Source organism: Dactylosporangium sp. NPDC005572, from assembly GCF_040605515.1.
In the GTDB taxonomy this organism is placed as follows: Bacteria; Actinomycetota; Actinomycetes; order Mycobacteriales; family Micromonosporaceae; genus Dactylosporangium.
This window is the reverse complement of sequence record NZ_JBEXCY010000026.1, coordinates 72,652-92,335: the sequence shown is the minus strand read 5'-3', so window position 1 is coordinate 92,335 and position 19,684 is coordinate 72,652. Positions and strand designations below refer to the sequence as shown.

Annotated in this window: 14 protein-coding genes; 4 read left to right on the top strand and 10 right to left on the bottom strand. The window is 72.8% G+C overall.

The window, feature by feature from the left end:
• Window positions 1-24 precede the first annotated feature (24 nt).
• A complete protein-coding gene (locus ABZS66_RS16170) occupies window positions 25-480 on the bottom strand; it encodes a DUF2142 domain-containing protein (RefSeq protein WP_354758198.1) in 456 nt (151 codons plus the stop codon).
• 255 nt (window positions 481-735) lie between these two features.
• Here ABZS66_RS16170 and ABZS66_RS16165 point away from each other — a divergent pair, with 255 nt between their 5' ends.
• Both ABZS66_RS16165 and murJ read left to right on the top strand, forming a co-directional pair.
• Window positions 736-1,881, top strand: a complete 1,146-nt coding sequence (locus ABZS66_RS16165; RefSeq protein ID WP_354758196.1) for an LCP family protein — start codon at window positions 736-738, stop codon at window positions 1,879-1,881.
• Window positions 1,882-1,949: 68 nt separating this feature from the next.
• On the top strand, window positions 1,950-3,554 hold the full coding sequence (gene murJ / locus ABZS66_RS16160; RefSeq protein ID WP_354758194.1) for a murein biosynthesis integral membrane protein MurJ: 1,605 nt from the start codon (window positions 1,950-1,952) through the stop codon (window positions 3,552-3,554).
• On the opposite strand, the gene ABZS66_RS16155 is transcribed toward murJ, so the two are convergent.
• The 5 genes from ABZS66_RS16155 to ABZS66_RS16135 all read right to left on the bottom strand — a co-directional run bounded on the left by ABZS66_RS16155 (window position 3,536) and on the right by ABZS66_RS16135 (window position 9,552).
• Window positions 3,536-4,549: a sugar transferase gene (locus tag ABZS66_RS16155; protein ID WP_354758192.1), complete on the bottom strand. Its 1,014-nt coding sequence runs from the start codon at window positions 4,547-4,549 to the stop codon at window positions 3,536-3,538. The genes murJ and ABZS66_RS16155 overlap by 19 nt on opposite strands.
• Window positions 4,550-4,603: 54 nt before the next feature.
• Window positions 4,604-6,487 carry an asparagine synthase (glutamine-hydrolyzing) gene (gene asnB, locus ABZS66_RS16150; RefSeq protein WP_354758190.1) on the bottom strand — a complete coding sequence of 628 codons (1,884 nt, stop codon included), beginning with the start codon at window positions 6,485-6,487 and terminating at the stop codon, window positions 4,604-4,606.
• 25 nt (window positions 6,488-6,512) lie between these two features.
• The gene (locus ABZS66_RS16145) at window positions 6,513-7,283 is read right to left on the bottom strand and encodes a WecB/TagA/CpsF family glycosyltransferase (protein WP_354758188.1); all 771 of its coding nucleotides are present in this window, start codon (window positions 7,281-7,283) and stop codon (window positions 6,513-6,515) included.
• 380 nt (window positions 7,284-7,663) lie between these two features.
• Window positions 7,664-8,866 (bottom strand): MFS transporter, encoded by a 1,203-nt coding sequence (locus ABZS66_RS16140; RefSeq protein ID WP_354758186.1) that lies wholly within the window; start codon window positions 8,864-8,866, stop codon window positions 7,664-7,666.
• Window positions 8,863-9,552 carry an FCD domain-containing protein gene (locus tag ABZS66_RS16135; RefSeq protein WP_354758184.1) on the bottom strand — a complete coding sequence of 230 codons (690 nt, stop codon included), beginning with the start codon at window positions 9,550-9,552 and terminating at the stop codon, window positions 8,863-8,865. Before ABZS66_RS16135 ends, ABZS66_RS16140 begins: the two co-directional genes overlap by 4 nt.
• Window positions 9,553-9,794: 242 nt before the next feature.
• Between ABZS66_RS16135 and ABZS66_RS16130 the strand changes: the two genes are divergently transcribed.
• A complete protein-coding gene (locus ABZS66_RS16130) occupies window positions 9,795-11,621 on the top strand; it encodes a DUF4118 domain-containing protein (protein WP_354758182.1) in 1,827 nt (608 codons plus the stop codon).
• A gap of 23 nt (window positions 11,622-11,644) precedes the next feature.
• Here the strand turns inward: ABZS66_RS16130 and ABZS66_RS16125 are convergent, their stop codons facing one another.
• From ABZS66_RS16125 to ABZS66_RS16115, 3 genes are all read right to left on the bottom strand, one after another.
• Window positions 11,645-12,340, bottom strand: a complete 696-nt coding sequence (locus ABZS66_RS16125; protein ID WP_354758180.1) for an SDR family oxidoreductase — start codon at window positions 12,338-12,340, stop codon at window positions 11,645-11,647.
• A 9-nt stretch (window positions 12,341-12,349) separates the two neighbouring features.
• Complete coding sequence (locus tag ABZS66_RS16120; protein WP_354758178.1) at window positions 12,350-13,147, bottom strand: helix-turn-helix transcriptional regulator; 798 nt, start codon at window positions 13,145-13,147, stop codon at window positions 12,350-12,352.
• A gap of 87 nt (window positions 13,148-13,234) precedes the next feature.
• Window positions 13,235-16,009, bottom strand: coding sequence for an AAA family ATPase (locus ABZS66_RS16115; protein ID WP_354758176.1), 2,775 nt, complete (start codon window positions 16,007-16,009; stop codon window positions 13,235-13,237).
• 123 nt (window positions 16,010-16,132) lie between these two features.
• Between ABZS66_RS16115 and ABZS66_RS16110 the strand changes: the two genes are divergently transcribed.
• Window positions 16,133-18,889, top strand: coding sequence for an AAA family ATPase (locus ABZS66_RS16110; RefSeq protein WP_354758174.1), 2,757 nt, complete (start codon window positions 16,133-16,135; stop codon window positions 18,887-18,889).
• Here ABZS66_RS16110 and ABZS66_RS16105 read toward each other — a convergent pair.
• Entirely contained in the window at window positions 18,876-19,664 is a 789-nt protein-coding gene (locus ABZS66_RS16105; RefSeq protein WP_354758172.1) for an SDR family oxidoreductase, read from the bottom strand. The two genes, ABZS66_RS16110 and ABZS66_RS16105, sit on opposite strands and share 14 nt — an antisense overlap.
• Window positions 19,665-19,684 lie beyond the last annotated feature (20 nt).

Genomic DNA, 19,684 nt, shown 5'->3' with positions numbered 1-19,684 from the left:
GATGCGCGTCGCCTCGGCCAACTCCTACGGCCGCAGCGACGACGAGTCGCTGATCCCGGCCGCGCCGGCCAGCAGCGCGGCCGCGGCCAGCGCCGAGATGAGCCGCGCGAGCAGGATGCCGGTCGGGTTCGGCGCGAGCACCAGCGGTGCGCCGACGAGCAGGTAGTAGACCGGGCTGTACCGCGCCGCCCCGCTCGGGGTGAGGACGCGGACCCGGTCGGCGGTCCAGCGCTGGCAGTCGGCCGGGCGCGCCGGGCGGGGCGACCAGGCGCAGTCGACGTTGCTGTTGCTGGGCAACAGGCTCGCCGGTACCAGGAACGCGGGCTTGCGGTCGTCGCGCCGGTCGACGACCGTGCGGTCGGTGGTGAGCTGGCCGGTGGTCACGGCGTAGGCACGGGCGATGTGGTCCTTCTCGTCGTACGTGCCGTTGACCGGCAGCGCGAGCGCCCACCCCGCCGCGATTAGGAAGAACGCCGACATGTAGGGCCACCACCAGCGCCGCCACCGTGGCCGCGCGGCACTACTGGGACGCATGGAGGACCCCGTCGAGTAAGTGCGTGTTGCGAGCGGCACGGTCGTACCCGGGCACCGGCGGGGTACACCGCCGGCGTGGGCACGGCACCGGTTCCGAGCGGGTGGAAATGGGGGTTGGTGTCGCAGGACGCCCCGGCCGCCTGTCCACCCGGTCCTTAGATTTCTCCTGTCTGATCTCCCTCGTGAACAGGAGCCGGCCCGGTGTCCTCTCCCAAGGCTCCGTCGTGGGCGCGGTTGTGCATCGTGCTCGGCACGATCCTGACGGTGCTGGCCGGTGCGGCGATCGTGGCGAAGGAGGCCCTGTTCTCCTACGCATTGCGCGGCGTCGACCAGCAGAACCTGCTCGGCGACGCCGGCAACCAGGGCCGGCAGCCCGGCCACGCGTCGCTCACCGGGGCGAAGAACATCCTGCTCGTCGGGGTCGACGCCCGCCCCGGCCAGGACCCGAACGAGCCGGTGCGCTCCGACTCGATCATCATCGTGCATATCCCGGCGAGCTACGACGCCGCGTTCCTGGTCTCGATCCCTCGGGACACGTGGGTCAGGATTCCGGCGTACGACAACGGGGCCAGGGAGTACCCCGGCGGCAATGACAAGATCAACGCGGCGTTCGCCTACGGCGGCAGCGGCCTGACCGGGCCGGCCGCCCGCAGCCGCGCCGTCGAGCTGCTCGCCAGGACGATCAGGAACGTGTGGGGGGTGACGTTCGACGCTGCGGGCATCGTCGACTTCACCGGCTTCCAGCAGGTCGTCAACGTGCTCGGCGGGGTCGACATGTACGTGGACCAGGAGACCACGTCCGTGAGTATCGGTCACAACAGCAGGGGCGGGACCGAGGTTCCGTTCCGGCAGTACACCCGGGACGACGGCGGGCAGGGTCTGGACCCGGTTCCCGGCGTGACCCCGGTGGTCTACCACGTCGGCTACCAGCACCTCGAACCGTGGCAGGCCCTCGACTACGTCCGGCAACGCGAGACGCTGCCCAACGGCGACTACGACCGGCAACGCCACCAGCAGCAGTTCATCAAGGCCGTCTTCAAGCGGATGCTCGGCACGGACATGCTGACCAACCCGGTGCGGTTCAACAAGGTCGTCGAGGTCGTCGGCAAGGCGATGACCATCGACAGCGGCGGCATCGACCTGGCCGACTGGGCCTACGCGATGCGCGGCGTGAGCGGCGACGACGTGGTCACCATCAAGACGAACGAGGGCACGTTCAACCAGTCCGCCGGCCACGGCACGGCCGAGGACCTCGACCAGAAGACCGTCAACCTGCTCACCGCCGTCCGCACCGACCAGGTCACGGGCTTCCTCGCCGCCCATCCCGAACTGGTCGCCGGCGGCTGACCGGCCGCGTCGTGAAGGGCAGCGTGACAGCCGGATCGTCCCTGGGACGCGCGGGCCGGGGAGCGGCCGTGGCGACGCTGGCATCGCGGGCGGCCGGCTTCGTCAGGATCCTGGTGCTGGCGGCCGTGCTCGGACTGGGAAGCCGGTTGCTGGACAGCTACAACGTGGCGAACGCGTTGCCGAACGTGGTGTACGACCTGGTGGTCGGGGGTGCGATGGCGAGCGTCATCGTGCCGATGCTGACCCGGGCGGCGCTGACGGAGCCCGACGGCGGCGTCGTCTACGCCCAGCGACTGCTGTCGATGATCGGCTGCGGTCTGGGGGCGGTCACCCTGGTCGCCACGTTGCTGGCCCCCTGGCTCGTGGGGCTGTTCACGCCCGGATTCACCGCGGACCAGCGGCAGCTGGCGGTCGTGTTCACCCGGTTCTTCCTGCCGCAGATCGTGTTCTACGGCGTGAGCGCCGCGGCGGGCGCCGTGTTGAACATCCGCGGCCGGTTCGCCGCCCCGATGTGGGCGCCGCTGGCCAACAGCCTGGTCGTCACCGCGGTCGGGGCGCTGTACTTCGTGATCGGCGGCGCGACCGGCATGCAGGCGTTGACCACGCCCCATCTGCTGCTGCTGGGCCTGGGCACCAGCGCCGGGGTCTTCGCCCAGATGGCCCTGGTGATGTGGGCGCTGGCCCGCAGCGGGTTTCCGTTCCGGCTCCGGCTCGATCCCCGGGGGGTCGGGGTACGCCGGATCGTCCGGCTCGGCGGCTGGATGCTGCTGTCCGTCGCCGCGGCCCAGGTGCTGTTCGCGGTCGCCACGAGATCGGCGTCGATCAGCGGGCCGGGTGGGATCAGCGCGTACCAGAACGGGTACGCCTTGTTCCAGATGCCGTTCGCGGTGATCACCCTGTCGGTGATGACCGTGATGCTGCCCCGGTTGAGCCGGAGCGCGGCCGGCCTGGACCACCGCCGGATGACCGACGACCTGTCGCTGGGCATCCGGTTGGCCATCGTCGCCCTCGCCCCGGTCGCGGCGGCGATGGTGGCACTCGGACCGCAGCTCGCCGCGCTCCTGTTCGCCCACGGGCGCAGCGACGCATCGACCGTGGGCCTGCTCGGGACGGTCATGGCGGCGTTCGGACTGGCCCTCGTGCCGTTCAGCGGCTACACGATCCTGCTGCGCGGGTTCTACGCCATGCAGGACACCAGGACGCCGGCGCTGATCACCAGCGCGGTCAGCGTCGTCGGCGTGGCCGGCTGCCTGGCCGCCGGCGCGTTCCTGCCCCGCCCGGACATCGTCGTGGGCATCCCGATCGCCTACGGGGCGGCCTACACCACCGGCCTCGTCACCGCGGGTCTGGTCCTGCGTCACCGGCTGGGCCGCATCGACGGTCGCCGGCTCGCGAGCACGCACGCCCGGGTGCTGCTCGCGGCCGCGGCCGGCGCCGGCGTCGCCGCCGCGGCCGCCCACCTCCTCGCCCCGTTGACCGGGCCGCTCGTCGTCGTCGCGGCGGCCTGCGTGCCCGGCGCGATCACGTACGTCGTCACCGCGCGGCTGCTGCGCCTCACCGAGCTCGGCCGGCTCGTGGCCACCGCCACCGCAGGGATCCGGTCCGGAGACCGGCCGGCACCGACCGGCCTGACCGGTGCAGCGCAGGGCGCGCCTCAGGCGCCGGGCAGCTGACCCGCGTGCTCGATCGGCTCGGGCGGCCCGCCGGACCCGTTGACCGGATCGGTGGCGGCGCGGTTGGCGGGCACGAGCGGCGGGTCGCTGTGGTACCGGCGCTCGCCGCGAACCGTGGTCAGCACCGCGCGGCCGAGCAGCCGCAGGTCGACCAGCACGCTCTGGTGCTCGATGTAGGCGAGGTCCTTCACCAGCCGCTCCTGGGGCGGCATGTGAAACTTCTCGATCTGGGCGATGCACGCGATCCCCGGCCGGACCGTGTGCCGTTCGGCGTAGCCGGGCACCGCCTCCAGATGGGAGAGCACCAGTATCGTCCGCAGCGGGCGCGGACCGACCAGGCTCATCCTGCCGCTCAGAACGTTGATCAGCTCCGGGAGCTCGTCCAGGTGCCAGCGGCGCAACCGCCGGCCGACCCACAGCGTGCGCGGATCGCCCGCGGGTGACGCCACGGGACCGGTGAGCATCTCCGCGCCGTAGCGCATGCTGCGGAACTTGAACTGCCGGAACGTGGCGCCGCCCAGGCCGACGGAGTTCTTGGTGAAGAAGACCGGGCCCGGCTCCTCGAACCAGATGAGCAGCCCGATGATCGGCCACAGCGGCAGCGTGAGGGCGAGCCCGACGGACGCGCCGACAATGTCGAGCAGCCGCTTCCCCCGGGGCGCCCGGCGCCGACGGACCGTGCTCGGGCTGTGGTAGGCGAGGACCATGCGCTGGACCCCCAACGAGGGCGGCGCGTTGTCCTCCACGATCCCGGCGGTGGCGGCGCTGAGCACGATCCCGCCCGCGAATGCCCCCGTGACGATCAGCAGGGCGGCCCGCGCCGGGACGTCGTAACCCAGGCGCACCCAGAGCCACGGCGAAAGAATCAGCCCAACCGAGACGAGGAAGGCGATCCGGCAGGTCCAGGCCCGCGCCGTCCGGGAGATCAGTGACGTGAGGACGACGGCCGGCAGCAGGGCCAGGACGATCGACAGGAGCAACACCCAATAGTTCACAGCGCCTTACCTTCAGCAGTACCCCTTGTGATGGCGGATGGGCAGGCGCGGCCGCTAGAGGTACGCCTTCTCCTGCTCGGCCCACATGGTGAGGAGCAACAGGATCCAGATCTCCCGGGCATGCTCGGCCCTGCCGCTCAGGTGCCGGTCGACGATCGCGTTCACCTCGTCGAACTGCAGGTACCCCTGCCGCTCCACGACATCCCGGCTCAGGTACTCGCGGAGCAGCGGTCGAAACACGCCGCGCAGCCATCTCGGGAGCGGGGCGTTGAAGCCCTTCTTGCGCATCGCGACGATCTCGGGTGGCAGCAGGTCGGCCATCGTCTGGCGCAGCAGGAGCTTCGGCCGCAGGCCGGGGGACTTCAGCCGGCCCGGCAGGGAGAACGCGAACTCGATCATCGCGGTGGCGAGCAACGGGACCCGCACCTCCAGCGAGTGCGCCATGCTCAGCCGGTCGACCTTGGTCAGCACGTCGTCGGGGAGGTACACCTGGGCATCGGTGTACTGGAAGCGGGTCAGCTGGTCGAAGCCGGCGCCGGCCCGGTCGTGCGGCTCGTGCGTGGCGTACGTGTCGGTCATCTCGGCGAACACGTCCGGCTGCAGGATCCGTGCCTTGTGCGCCTCGCGGAAGACCACCCGCCACAGGTAGTGACTGCGGCCCGGGTGCTCGACCGCGTTCTCGACGAACCGTCGCGTCTTGAAGTCGAAGCTCGCCCGGGCGCTCGAGCGGGGCAGGAACCGCAGCAACGAGGGAGCGATCCGGACCGTCAGCGCCCGGGGCAGGTGCCGGTAGTAGCGGGCGAGCTTGTCCGCCTGGTACGTCAGGTAGCCGGCGAAGAGCTCGTCCCCGCCGTCCCCGCTCAACGCCACCGTCACGTGCCGCCGGGCGAGCTGGCACAGGTAGTACGTGGGCACCATGGACGGGTCGGCGAACGGCTCGTCGAAGCAGGGCAGTATGCCGTCCGCCACGTCCTGTGCCCGTGGTTCGACCAACAGTGCGGTGTGTTCGGTACCGAACCGCCGCGCGACCAGGGCGGCCGCGCTGCGTTCGTCGTAGGACCGGTCCGCGAAGCCCACCGAGAACGTCTTCAGGACGGCGTCCGGCTCCGCCAGGCGGGCCGCGGCGACGACCGTGCTGGAGTCCATGCCACCGCTGAGGAAGAAGCCGAGCGGGACGTCGGCGACCATTTGCTGACGGACGCTGTCGACCACCAGGTCGCGCAGCATCTCACGCGTCGAGGCCGCCGTCAGGTCGCGCCGCGGCGCCACGTCGGCGAGGGACCAGTAGCGCTCGACGGTGTACGCGTCGTCCTGCCACACCAGCGCCGTGCCCGGCTCCAGCTTGCGAATCCTCCGGTACATGGTCCGGGGTGCCGGCACGTACATCAGGGACAGATATGCGCTGAACGCCTGCAGATCCGGCGATCGGTCGTCGACGGCGCAGAGCACCGCCTTCATCTCCGAGCCGAACACCAGACCGCCGTCGCGCTCCGCGTAGTAGAGCGGCTTCACCCCGACGCGGTCGCGGCACACCACCAGGCGACGCCTGGTCTCGTCGTACAACGCGATGGCGAACATGCCCTCCAGGTGCCGCACGAAGTCCGAGCCGTACTCCTCGTACAGGTGCGGAATGACCTCGGCGTCGCTGCCGGAGGCGAACCGGTGACCGCGCGCGGCGAGCTCGCGACGCAGGCGCTGATGGTTGTAGATCTCCCCGTTGAGCACCGCGTGCACGGTCCCGTCCTCGGACCGCACCGGCTGCCGTCCGTGCTCCACGTCGATGACGGCCAGGCGCCGCACGGCCAGGCCGACCGTGTCGCCGAGGTAGAAGCCCTCTTCGTCGGGGCCGCGGTGGGTGAGGGTGCGGCACATGACCCGCAACCGGTCCGGGTCGACCGTGCCCGCTTCCGCGGTCACGATGCCGGTGATCCCGCACATCGAAATCTTCCTTTCGGTCGGTCGGTTACAGCGGCGGCGGGTCGGTCAGCCGGTACGACGGTGCCGGCGCGGACGGCGTCCACAGGCGCGTCTTCTGCGCGCACAACCGGAGCAGGTAGCCGGGTCCGAGGAGCAGATAGCGGCGCCAGAGCCGGCGCGGCTCGAGCATCAACCGCCACAGCCAGGCCAGGCCGTACCGCTGCATCGAAAGCGGTGCGGGAGCGAGCCTGCCGGCGTGATAGTCGAACGCCGCCCCGACGGCCAGCAGTGGCATGGCCAGCCGCGGTCGCATCGCATGGACGAAGGCCTCCTGCCGCGGGCAGCCGAGGCCGACCAGGACCAGGCGGGCCCCCGAACGGTTGATCCGATCGGCGATCTGCGCTGGCTCGTCAGGCCGGGCGGACCGGAACTTCGACGCCTCGGCGCCGGCGATCCGCAACTGCGGCAGCATCCCGGACAGCGACGCCGCCAGCCGCTCGACGGTCTGCGCCGTCGAGCCGTACAGATAGACCGGTAACGCGTCGGCGGCCGCCCGCCGCAGCACCCGCAGCGTCAGTTCAGGCCCGCTGACCCATTCCCGCAGGCCCGCCGCGTGCAGCAGGTTGAGCGCCCACCGTACCGGCTGGCCGTCCGCCGCCACCACGTCGAAGGCGTTGAGCCTGGCGCCGAACGCACGGTCCGAAACCCCGGTCATCACGCCGTGCACAGCCAATGCGGTGAGGATGAACGGCCGTCGGTCGACGGCGGCCGCGGCCACCTTCTCGACCGCCGCGTCGTAGTCGATGACGTCGACCATGACGCCCAGCACGCTGCGTTTGCCGGCATCGATCCCTTGCGGGGCACGCCGGAATGCCGTACCGCCCGCTTCGCGGGAGCGATCCAGCTCGAACCCGGTAGCCAAGCGCGTTCCTCTCGTGTCGCCCACCAGCACGCCGCGGCGACCGTGCGGGTCGCGCGCGCCGGCACATCACCACCCGCCGGACTGCAGCAGGAGGTAGGCGAGCCGTACCCCTTCGGCGGCCGATCACGCCGCCTGGTGGCACCTGGAGGGGTGGCTTCACGAGGTGAGCTGGAACACGGATCAGTGACGCACGGCCGATGCCGCCGCCGGCGGGTTCGACGAGCGCGCTGAGGCGCCGGCGCAGGCCGCACAGCGGCCCGCGGTGGACGCTGGGATCAGCCGACCACGCGCGGCCGGCCGGAGAGGAACGCGAAGCCGCCCATCATCGCGATGAGTGCGCACAGCACCGACAGCGGCAGGGTCCACGCCCCGCTGACGTCGCGCAGCGCGCCGATGAGGACCGGCCCGCACGCCGCCAGCAGATAGCCGATCGACTGCGCCATCCCGGACAGTGCCGCCGCCTGCCGGTGGTCCACGGCGCGCAGGCTGAACAGCGACAGGCACAGCACGAGGGACATGCCCGCGCCGAAGCCGGCACTGATGAGCCACAGCACCACGGCGCCGGGCGCCCACAGCAGGCCGCCGACCCCGATCAGGATGAGCACGGCGCACAGCAGGCCGACGAGCCGCTGATCGGGCAGGCGGCGCATGAGGCGCGGTGCGGCCAGGTTGGCCACGACCGCGGAGGTCAGGTAGACGAACAGGTGCCAGCCGGCCGTCGCCGCGGCCACGCCGTGGTCCTGTTCGATGGTGGGCAGCCAGGCGATCATCACGTAGAAGACCAGCGACTGCAGGCCCATGAAGAGGGTGATCTGCCAGCCGAGCGCGCTGCGCCACGGTGAACGGTGGATGGCCGCCTCGGCGCCGCCGTTACCGTCGCGGCCGGGCCGGCGTGCGCCCAGCTGCGGAAGCCAGAAGGCCGCGGCGATGAGGGTCAGCCCGACCCAGCAGCCCAGCGCGATCCGCCAGCCGGCCGGGGACTGGCCCGCGATCGGCACCGCCACGCCGGAGGCGATGGCGGCGACGATGCTCTGCGTCGCGGAGTAGCTGCCGGACAGCTGCGCCACCCGATCCGGGAAGTCGCGCTTGACCAGACTGGGCAGCAGCACGTTGAAGAACGCGATCGCGGCGCCGATGGCGACGGTGCCGGCCCAGATCGCGCCGACGACGGGCAGCGACCGCAGCACGATGCCGGCGGCGAGCACGGCGAGCGCCAGCCCGACGGTGCGCTCGAGTCCGAGCCTCCTCGAGACCAGCGGCGCGACCGGCGAGAAGCCCGCGAACGCGAGCAGCGGCAGGGCGGTGAGCACGCCCGCGGCGGTGGCCGTCAGGCCGAGGTCGGCACGGACGTCGTCGAGCACCGGGCCGACCGAGGTCAGCGCCGCCCGCAGGTTCGTGGCGATCAGCAGGATGCCCACCACCAGCAGGCCGGCACGCTGACGGGCCGGGGCGTCGGCGGGCGCCACCGATGTGATCATGCGGCGGCGCTCCCGTGCAGGATGTCGCGGCCCTCGTCGACCAGCGCGACGCTGCACGCCTCGGCGGCGGCCGGGTCGCCGGCGGCGATCGCATCGACCAGCCGGTGGTGCAGTTCGTGGACGGCCCGGTCCTCGTGCAGCGCGGCCGTCTCGTTGATGAGCTGGGTGATGACCGGGCTGAGGTGCTGATAGAGCTCGGCGAGCAGCGGGTTGCCGCCGGCGATGACGACCGCGCGGTGGAACGCGAAGTCGGCCTCGACGAAGCCGGGCAGGTCGGCCGCGTCTCGGGCTGCGTCGCGGTGCTCGAGGAGCTCGCGCAGGCGGGCGACGTCCTCGGCGGTGGCGTGCAGCGCGGCCCGGCGGGCGCCGCGGTGCTCGAGCAGGGCGCGGACCTCGAACGCGTCGTCCGGGTCGGCCGCGGCGACCCGACGGCCGAGCGAGACCTGCAGCTCGCTGTCGGCCCGCACGTAGGTGCCGTCCCCCGGTCGCGCTTCGAGGAGCCCCACGTGCACGAGCGCGCTGAGGGCTTCCCGGATGGTGTTGCGGCTGACCCCGAGCTCCTCGGTGAGCCGGTGTTCGGCCGGGATGCGGGTGCCGATCGGCCAGTCACCGGCCGCGATCAGCGCTTTGAGCTGATCGGCGACCTGCGTCGCGAGCGGCGCGGCCCGGCGTGGGCTCGACAGCATGCCGACCTCCAAATGTTGGACATTTGGATAGTAGGACATTTGGCGGCCGTTGGCACGGGTCGTGATCAGTTCGACAGGAGCGAAGGTGACACACCGGCCGAATCAGTACTTTTCACGGTAGTGTTAGCGAGGAGGGATGTGACTGCGATACGACGCCCACCACTTGTCCCGGTTCACTGCCGGGGCGAGCGCAGCACGTTGCCGCCAGGTTGAGGGGGCGGTCGCCGATGCGAGCGCGCCTGATGACGTTGCTGCTCCGTCCGGATCGGCCGCCGGTCGTGGTCGGTGCGCTCATCGCCGTCATGTTGATCGCGACGGAGACCGCTGCGCTCTTCGAGCTTCGCCCGGCCCATGGCGGCGGAAGAAGCGTCATCTACCTGACCGGCGTCCTGGTCGTCTCCGGCCTGTGGGGCGTCGAGCTCGGCGTGGCGACGTCGGTGGCCAGTGCCGTTGCATTCGCCTTCTTCCACGTTCCGCCCTTCGAGGCGCTGAAGTTCGACTCGCAGCAGGACCTGCAGAGTCTCGTGATGTTCGTCTTCGCCGCGTTGCTGACCAGCTTCCTGGCAAAACTGGCCCGGTCGTCCGTCGCCGAGGCAGCGCAACGCCGCGAGGAGGTCGGCCTCGCGGCTGAGCTCTCGCAGCATCTGCTGCGTGCCAGCGATGTGCCTTCGGTGCTCGGCCCGGTCTCACAACGGATCGCGGATGTATTGGGGCTGCGGTTCACCACCGTCGAGCTCGGGGCGACCGCCGAGGACGAGCAGCGGATCGCGCTGCCGTTGCAGGACCGCACGACCCAGCTGGGCACCTTGCTGGTCCCGACCGACCTGCCTGAACAGACATTGCAGCGGCTGCGGCAACGGGTGGTTCCGTCGCTGGAGTCGCTCCTGTGCGCGGCATGTGAGCGCGACGCGATCAACAGATCGCTGCGGGCAAGCCGTGAAGAGGCCACAGTCCTCATGGAGGAGCAGGCCGCGTTGCGACGGGTGGCCACCCTGGTCGCCCGTGGAGCCCCACCGATCGAGGTGTTCGACGCGGTGACGGCGGAACTCGAACGGATCTGCGGCCCCCAGAACACCGGCCTCATCCGCTACGAGCCGAACGGCAAGGCCACCCTCGTCTCGGGCCGCAACGAGCCCGGTGTCGCCAAGATGCCGGCCGGCACGTACATTTCGCTCGAGGGGGACTCCCTTTCCGGGGTCATCAAACGCACCGGCCGCCCCGCCCGGATGACCTACGACAATGCCGCGGGCCCCACCGCCGCGGTCCTGCGTGACCTGGGCATGCGTTCTGGAGTCGGCGTTCCGGTCGTGGTCGAAGGTCGCCTCTGGGGCGCCGCCGTCCTCTCGACCACGTCACCCACGCCGATTCCGGCCTCCGCCCAGACCCGGCTGGTCGACCTCACCGACCTGCTGGCGACCGCGATCGCCAACGCCCACAGCCGTGCGCAGCTCAACGCCTCCCGCACCCGCATCGTCACCGCCGCCGACAACACCCGCCGTCAGCTTGAGCGCGACCTGCACGACGGCGCACAGCAGCACCTCATCTCGCTCGGCCTCCAACTGCGGTGCGTGGAAGCGTCGATGCCACCGGAGCTGGACTCGCTCAGGGAGGACGTGTCACTCGCCGCGAACGGCCTGATCGGCGTCTGCGAGGAACTCCGGGAGATCTCCCGGGGCATCCACCCGGCGATCCTGTCCAAGGGCGGGCTGGGGCCGGCGCTCAAGACGCTCGCCCGCCGCAGCGCGGTGCCGGCCGAGCTCACCCTGGCCATCGACCGGCGGCTCCCCGAACAGGTCGAGGTCACCGCGTACTACATCGTGTCCGAAGCGCTCACGAACGTCGCCAAGCATGCCCGGGCAACCGTGGTGCGCGTCGACGTCGAAGCGGGTGACGCGACGCTCGAGCTCTCGGTCCACGACGACGGCATCGGGGGAGCCGACACCGGCAAGGGATCCGGACTGATCGGCCTGCAGGACCGGACCGAGGCGCACGGCGGCCAGCTGGAGATCATCAGCCCGGCCGGCGGCGGCACGCATCTTCAGGTCAAGATCCCGATCGGCCATCAATGATCCCGGCTGTGTCACCGGCTATGTCATACGAGCAGGCCCCCGGTCGCGCGGATGTTCTGCCCGGTGACCCAGCCCGCGTCCGGCCCGGCCAGCCAGGCCACGACCGCGGCGATGTCGTCGGGTTCGCCGAGCCGCTGCAGGGCGGTCAATGCGGCGGCCCGAACGAGTGCTTCGGGCGGGTTGACCGACCGGAGCATGTCGGTCGCGACCGCTCCCGGCGACACGGTGTTGACGGTGATGCCCCGTGGCCCGAGCTCGCGGGACGCGACGGCGGTGGCCTGCTCGAGGGCGCCTTTGCTCATCGTGTACAGCAGATGCCCGGCCGCCGGTACGACCGTGTTCAGCGTCGACAGGTTGACGATCCGACCGCCGGGCCCCATCCGCTCGGCTGCGGCGCGCATCGCCAGCAACGGCACCTTCGTGTTGACGGTCAGCACCCGGTCGAACTCCGCCGCGGTCAGCTCCTCCAGCGGCGCGCCCGGGTTGATCGCGGCGTTGTTGACCAGGATGTCGAGACGGTCGCCGACGGCCGCGAACATCGCCTCGACGCTGCCGGCGTCCTGGTGGTCGGTCCGGATGCCGACGGCGCCGGTCGTGCGCGGCTCCGTGCGGTAGGTGAAGTACACCTGGGCGCCCTCCCGGGCGAGCCGTTCCACGATCGCCCGCCCGATGCCGCGGGAGCCGCCGGTGACCAGGGCGATCTTGCCGTCGAGCGTCATGCGGCCAGGCTATGCGGGTGTCGGCGGCGCGGTCTTGAACGATTGCGCGAGGTGCAGATGCCGACGCAGCTCCGCAGGGGTGCATCCGCTCATCGCCCGGACTTCGCGGGTCAGGTGGGGCTGGTCGGCGTAGCCGCACTCGACCGCCGCCCGGCCGAGCGCGACCTGCCCGGCAAGCATCCCGGCGCCGCGCTGAAACCGGGCGATGCGAGCAACGGTTCCCGGCGGGATCCCGACGTCATGCTGGAAACCTTGCTCCAGCAGGCGCCGCCGAACGCCGAGCCGGGCCGCCACCACCTCGACCCCTGGTGAGTCCGGCCGCTGCAGTTGCTCCCACGCCGCAGCGATCCGCGGATCGATCCCGTGACGCGCCTGCCGGACCTTCCGCTCCACCCAGCCGTCGAGGATCGCGAACCGGTCGCCCCACGCGGCGGCCGCGGCGAGCCGTTCAACCAGTGCCGGCTCGTCGAACGAGACGATGGCCTCGGCCAGTTCCCCCATCGGCATCCCGAGCACGGCCCGCACCCCGGCCGGCGTCAGCCCGACCGTGACCCCGTGCCCCCACCGCTCCGCGGCGATCACGGCCCGTCTCCGCGGCCCGGTCACCACCGCCCCGTAACCGTCGACGTCAATGACGAGCGTGGCGCCGGCGACGGGCAGCACCCGATGGTTGATCGCGGCTCCGGTCCCGGAGCGGAACCCCGCGTACCCGAGCACGTATGCCCCCAGGTGCCGGCCGGCCGATGCCCCACCGACGTTCGCGCACGGCGCCGGCTGCGGTTCGACGGGCAACGAATGCACCAGCATGGCGAACGAGCGTATCGGGTTCCCGCCCGTGACGGCCCCGCCGTCGGCCCGTCATGCAGCGCATCGGACGGATGCCGGAGTGCGTGATCACTCCGGCATCGCTCGGAGCGTCCGTGCGAGTTGCCGCCTCGAGGTGATGTCGAGCTTCCGGAAGATCTTGTTGAGGTGGTACTCGACGGTTGAGGTCGTGACGAACAGCTGGGTGGCGATCTCCGCGTTGGTCGCCCCCTCCGCGGCGAGCTTGGCGACCCGGGCCTCCTGGGGCGTGAGGTCGTGGTCGGCCGCAACGGCGCGGGAGCGGGCCCGCTGGCCGGTGGCCAGCAGCTCGATGCGGGCCCGTTCGGCGAACGCGGCCGCGCCCATGTCCGCGAAGGCGTCGTGCGCGGTCCGCAGCTGTACGCGTGCCTCTGTAGGGCGCTTGTGGCGGCGCAGCCACTCGCCGTGCAGCAGATGTGTGCGGGCGAGTTCGGTGGCCACCCTGGTGCCGGCCAGGTGTTCGGCCGATTCGCGGTACAGCGCGTCCGCCTCGGTGTCGGCGGCCAGCAGGGCGCGGGAGCGTGCCAGCATGCCCAGGGCCCACGGGGTACCGCTGGCGGTTGCCCGCTCGGTCAGCCGGGCGAGCGCGGTCCGCGCGGTCGGCCGGTCGCCGGAGCGGACGGCCGCTTCGATGAGGTTGGGCAGCATGCGGTTGCCGTGGGCGACCGGGTCGTCGTCGAGGCCGGGGAGGGCCAGGGACAGCGCTTCCTGGTAGTGGCCGAGACCGAGTTCCAGAATGGTCAGCGAGTTGCGGGCGTGGCTACCCAGCACCGCATAGCCGCGCTCGGCGTCCCAGACGGTGATCGCCGCGTCGGCCGCCGCCCGGGTCTGCGCTTCGTTTCCACGCCAGGCGAGCAGCTCGACCTGCCGTGCCGTGTCGTCGCCCTGAACTCCGATCATGGTGCCGACGTCGGCGGCCTCGGCGTAGTGGGCCTGGGCCTGCACGAAGTCACCCGTCCAGGTGGCGGATGTCCCCAGTCCGTACAGCAGGCAGTAGAGGGCGTGGAGCGCGCCCCGCTGGCGGGCGAGCGCCTCGGCGTGGCGCAGGTGGCGCAGGTGGCCGTCGTCGTCCCACAGGTCCTCCGCGGCGAACTGGCCGATCATGGTGAAGGGCACGGAACCGTGGGACAGTTCCGGGTCGACGCACAGCGCCGCCACGGCCGCGCGTAGGTGCGGTACCGCCTGGGCGTATCCGTCGGCGATGCGAATGGCGAAGGCGTCCAACAGCAGCTGCACCGTGGTGGCCGGGCCGCGACGGTTGCCGGGTGCGCGCAGCGCGGTGCGGGCCACCTCGGCGAGGGTCGTGCCGACGGTGTGCCGCTGGGCGAGCATCGCCACCGTGAGCGCTTCGAACAGCATCCCGCGGCGCAGATCGTCGGGCACGCCGGGGTCGGTGGCGACCTCGAGCATCGTCGCCGAGTTCACCCTCGCCACGTTGCCGCCGAACCAGTCGATGGCGGCTTTCAGGCGGTGTGCGGTCGCGCGCAGCTCGGGCGTGCGGAGTCCGGACCGCACCTGCCCGAGGCGCAGCTCGGCGGCCACCGGGTCGCCGGCGACAAGGTGTGCCTGGGCGGCGGCGAAGAGGCGTCTGGTCCGGTGCCCGGGGTCCGGGGTCAGCTCCGCGGCGCGGGACAGGAACGTCGCCAGCATCGCGTAGCCGCCGCGGCCGCGGGCCCGCTGGGAGGCGTGCTCCAGCTCGCCGGCCACGTGCTCGTCCAGCCCGGCGGTCGCCTCGGCCAGGTGCCATGCCCGGCGGTCCGGGTCGGCGTCGCGGTCGATGGCCTCGGCCAGCGCGGCGTGCACCCGGCGCCGATCGGCCGGCGAGGCGCCCGAGTAGACCGCGGAGCGGATCAGCGGGTGGCGGAACGCCAACGCGGGAGCGGCCGTGAGGATCCCCTCGGCCAGCGCCGGATCGGGCGCGTCGGCGGACAGGCCGAGCAGTGTTGCCGTCCGCCAGATGACGGCGGCGTCGTCCTGGGGCGCCACCGAGGCGATGAGCAGCAGCGACTGCGTCTCGGCCGGCAGCAGGCGGACCCGCCGCAGGAAATGCGCCTCCATGCGCTCGCTCAGCGGCAGCCGGTCGGGCAGCGACGCCGAACCGGCCAGCTGGTCCTCGGACAGCTCGGCGGTCAGCTCGATCAGCGCGAGCGGGTTGCCCCGGGTCTCGGTGACGATCCGCGTGGCGACCTGCGGCGCGATCTGCCCGGGGACGGTGAGCGTCAGCACGTCGCGGGCGGCCCGGTCGGGCAGGCCGGCGAGGGCAACGGTGGGCAGGCCGTCCAGGGCCTGCGTCAGGCCGCCCTCGTCCCGAGCGGCGATCAGCAGGCCGATGCTGTCGGCGTGCAGCCGCCGGGCCACGAACGCCAGCACGGCCGCGGTCTCCCGGTCCAGCCAGTGGGCGTCGTCGACGAGGCAGACGAGCGGAAGGCTCTCGGCGACGCCGGCGAGCATGGTCAGGGTGGCCAGGCCGACCAGGAAGCGGTCCGCCGTCTCGCTGGCGGCAAGGCCGAACGCCCCGGCCAGGGCGGCCCGCTGCGGTTCGGGCAGCGCCTCGATGCGGTCCAGGAACGGCCGGAGCAGCCGGTGCAGGGCCGCGTAGGCCAGCCGGCTCTCCGACTCCGCCCCGACGACCCGGGCGACGTGCAGGTCCGCGGCGGCGTCGGCCGCGTGTTCCAGCAGCCGGGTCTTGCCGATCCCGGCCTCGCCGACGAGCACGAGCGTGGCGCTCAGGCCCGACCGGACGGTCGCCGCGAACCCGTCGATGGCGTGGCATTCGTCCTGCCGTCCCCGCAGCAGCGACGAGCGGGCCGGTGACTGCACGATCACGGTTCGGAGCGTAAGCCAGCCCGGCCGGCGAGCTCCATACGTCACGTGACGGATCGCGCTCTGGCGCCCACCGGTCCAGGCCGCAAGGATGGTGCCGGTTGCTGGCGGGAGACGGGTGGGTCGATGGCAGTCGGTGGTCCGGATGTGACGCTGTTCGGGCGGGAGCGGGAGTCGCAGCGCCTGGCGGAGCTCGTCGCGTCGGCGCGCCATGGTGGCGGCGCGCTCGTGGTGCGCGGCGAGGCCGGCATCGGCAAGTCGGCGCTGCTGCGCCAGGCCGGCCTGGTCGCGGCCGGTCACGGCCTGCTCGTGCTCTCGGTCACCGGGACCGAGGCCGAGGCGCGGCTTCCGTTCGCCGGCCTGCACCAGCTCCTCCGGCCGATCCTCGGCCGGGCCGACGAGCTGCCCGGCCCGCAGCGCGACGCCGTCCTGACCGCGTTCGGCGTGGCCCGGGGCACCGCGCCGGACCTGTTCCTCGTCGCGCTGGCGGTGCTGAACCTGCTGGCCGAGGCGGCTGCCGAGTCCGGCGCGCTGCTCGTCGTGGAGGACGCGCACTGGCTGGACCCGCCCAGCGCCGACGTCCTGGCGTTCGTCGCGCGCCGCCTGGGCTCGGACCCGATCGTTCTGCTGGCGGCGATGCGGGACGGATATGCCGACGGGTTCGGCGCCGCCCTCGACCAGCTGCGGGTGGAGCGCCTGGACGACGCGTCGGCGGCCGCCCTGCTCGACGCCCGCGCCCCCGAGCTGCCGGGCGGGCTGCGGCGACGGCTGCTGGACGAGTCGGCCGGCAACCCGCTGGCGCTGGTCGAACTGCCGATCGCGGCCCGGCGGTTCGAGGACGATCCGCTGGAGCCCGCCCAGCGCCCGCTGACCGCCCGCCTCGAGGAGGCGTTCGCGGCGCGGGTGTCCGGGCTGCCGGACAACACCCAGACGCTGCTGCTGGTCGCGGCGGTCAACGACGGCGACACGCTCGCCGAGGCCGTCGACGCCGCCGCGGTCGTCGCCGGTACTGCGGTGACGGTCGACGACCTGACCCCGGCCGCCGCCGCCCACCTCGTCGACCTGGACCGCTTGAGCATCCGGTTCCGGCACCCGCTGATGCGCTCGGCGATTCGGCAGCGGGCCCCGCTCGCCCAGCGCCTGGCCGCACACGCCGCGCTGGCGGGCGTGGTGCGCGGGCAGGCCGACCGCCAGGTGTGGCATCGGGCCGGGGCCAGCCACGGGCCCGACGACGACGTCGCGGACGAGCTCGAGCGCGCGGCCCGCCACGCGCAGGGTCGTGGGGCCATGGTGATCGCGGTCGCCGCCCTGCAGCGGTCCGGGCAGCTCACCGTCGACCCGGCCCGGTCGGCGGCCCGGCTGCTGCAGGCCGCCGAGCTGGCCGTCGAGCTCGGCCGCCACGACGTCGTCGGCGGGCTGTTGCAGGAGGCGGAGGCCCGGGGCCTGTCGTTCGGGCAGCAGGCGCAGCGGCTGTGGATCGCGGCGAGCTTCGGCGACGGCCTGCGCGACCAGAAGACCGGGCCGCTGGCGCTGGCCGAGGTCGCCGCCCGGGTCGCCGGCACCGGCGACCCGGGCAGCGACCGGCTGGCCATGCGTCTGCTCAACAGCGCGGCTCTGCGCAGCTTCTGGTCCGAGGCCGACCCCGAGGCCGGCCGCCGCGTCGTAGCGGTGACCGAGTCCCTGCCCGCCGGTGCTGACGACCCGGACCGGCTGGCCATCCTCGCCTTCGCGGCGCCAGTCGAACGGGGCTCGGCCGTGATCGAGGGCCTGCGCGGCGTCTCCGCCCGGGCCGGCGCAGACGCGCAGACCCTGCGCCTGCTGGGCAGCGCGGCGGTCATCATCGGCGACTTCGACCAGGCCGAGGCGTGCTGCACGGCGTCGATCCCGGACCTGCGGGCCCAGGGCCGGCTCGGCTCGCTGACCCGGGCCCTCGCCGCGCTGGCCTGGTGCGCGGCCCACCAGGCGGACCTGCGCGCCGGCGTGCCGGCGGCCGAGGAGTCCGCCCGGCTGGCGCTGGAGACCTCCCAGCCGCTGTTCTTCGGCATCGCCCGGGCGTCCGCCGCCGTGCTGGCCGCGCTCGGCGGCCACCCGGAGCGGACGGCGTCGCTGGCGGCCGAGGCCGAGCAGCGCGGCGTCGCCGCTTCCGTCCGGCCGGTGCTGGCCACCGTCCAGCTCGCCCGGGGGCTGAGCGCGCTCGCCGACGGCCGCCACGCCGACGCATATGGCGAACTGCGCCGGATGCACGACCCGGGCGACCCGTCGTTCCACGCCGGGCTGCGCTGCTTCGCGCTGACCGACCTGGTGGAGGCGGCTGCCCACAGCGGGCACCGGGACGAGGTCGCCGAGATCGTGTCCGAGCTGGAGGTGGCGGGCCGCCAGACGTCGTCGCCGGCCCTGCACGCCGGGCTGCGCTACGCGCGAGCCGTGCTCGCCGACGACGCCGGCGCGGAGGCGCTCTTCCGCGCGGCCCTGGGCGCCGAGACGAGCCGGTGGCCGTTCTCACGGGCGCGGACCCAGCTCGCGTACGGCCAGTGGCTGCGCCGGCAGCGCCGGCCGGTCGAGTCGCGGGCGCCGCTGCGGGCGGCCTGCAACACCTTCGACGCGCTGGGCATCGTGCCGTGGGCGGACCGGGCCCGGCAGGAACTGCGCGCCGCCGGTGAGACGAGCCGGGTCCGCCCCGCCACGGGCCGCGAGGAGCTCACCCCGCAGGAGCTGCAGATCGCCCAGCTGGCGGCCAAGGGCCTGACCAACCGGGAGATCGGCCAGGCCCTGTACCTTTCGCACCGCACCGTCAGCACCCACCTGCACAACATCTTCCCCAAGCTCGGGATCACCGCGCGGGCGCAGCTGCACGCGATCGTCGGCGACCTCAAAGGCTGGTGACGAGGCCGCCGTCGATGGCGAGGTTGGCGCCGGTCACGTTGGCGGCGAGGTTGCTGGCGAGGTACACCACGAGGCCGGCGACCTCCTCCGGCTCGGTGAACCGCCCGGTGACCGACTCGTGCGCGGCCCGCTCGGCGATCTGCGCGGCGTCGCCGCCCAGCTCCCGGGCGAGGGTCTCGGCGACCCCGTCGGCGCCGAGCCACAGGTCGGTGCCGACCGGGCCGGGGCTGATCGTGTTGACCCGCACTCCCCGGGGCCCGGCCTCCTTCGACAGCGCCTTCGAGAAGTTCACCAGCGCCGCCTTGGCGGCGCTGTAGTCGATGACGAGCGGGTCGGCCAGCGTCGCGTTGACCGACGCGATCGTGACGATGGCCGCGGTGCCGGCGGCGTACAGGTGGGGCAGCGCCGCCCGCACCGTGCGCACGTGCGCCAGCAGATTGATGTTGAGGGTGGCGATCCAGTCCTCGTCGGAGACGGCCAGGAAGCCGTCCGGGCGCGGACGGACGGCGCCGACGTTGTTGACGAGCAGGTCGATGCGGCCGAACTCGGCGACGGCGGCGTCCACGAGCCGGCGCGGTCCGTCGACGGTGGACAGGTCCACCGCGACAGGCCGCACGGCGCCGGCGCCGGCGAGCCGCTCCAACTCGCCGGTGACGGTCCGGGCGCCGGCGACCACGCGCACACCCTCGGCGGCCAGCGCCCGCACGACGGCCAGGCCGATGCCGCGTCCGGCACCGGTCACGACCGCGACCTTGCCGCTCAGGTGCAGTTCCACGGTGGCCCCTCCGGGGTCGA

Excerpts from the sequence above, each read along its gene's own strand:
- ABZS66_RS16170 (WP_354758198.1), bottom strand. The coding sequence starts at position 480 with ATGTCGGCGTTCTTCCTAATCGCGGCGGGGTGGGCGCTCGCGCTGCCG.
- asnB (WP_354758190.1), bottom strand. The coding sequence starts at position 6,487 with ATGTGCGGGATCACCGGCATCGTGACCGCGGAAGCGGGCACGGTCGAC.
- ABZS66_RS16145 (WP_354758188.1), bottom strand. The coding sequence starts at position 7,283 with ATGGTCGACGTCATCGACTACGACGCGGCGGTCGAGAAGGTGGCCGCG.
- ABZS66_RS16140 (WP_354758186.1), bottom strand. The coding sequence starts at position 8,866 with ATGATCACATCGGTGGCGCCCGCCGACGCCCCGGCCCGTCAGCGTGCC.
- ABZS66_RS16135 (WP_354758184.1), bottom strand. The coding sequence starts at position 9,552 with ATGCTGTCGAGCCCACGCCGGGCCGCGCCGCTCGCGACGCAGGTCGCC.
- ABZS66_RS16130 (WP_354758182.1), top strand. The coding sequence starts at position 9,795 with ATGACGTTGCTGCTCCGTCCGGATCGGCCGCCGGTCGTGGTCGGTGCG.
- ABZS66_RS16125 (WP_354758180.1), bottom strand. The coding sequence starts at position 12,340 with ATGACGCTCGACGGCAAGATCGCCCTGGTCACCGGCGGCTCCCGCGGC.
- ABZS66_RS16120 (WP_354758178.1), bottom strand. The coding sequence starts at position 13,147 with ATGCTGGTGCATTCGTTGCCCGTCGAACCGCAGCCGGCGCCGTGCGCG.
- ABZS66_RS16110 (WP_354758174.1), top strand. The coding sequence starts at position 16,133 with ATGGCAGTCGGTGGTCCGGATGTGACGCTGTTCGGGCGGGAGCGGGAG.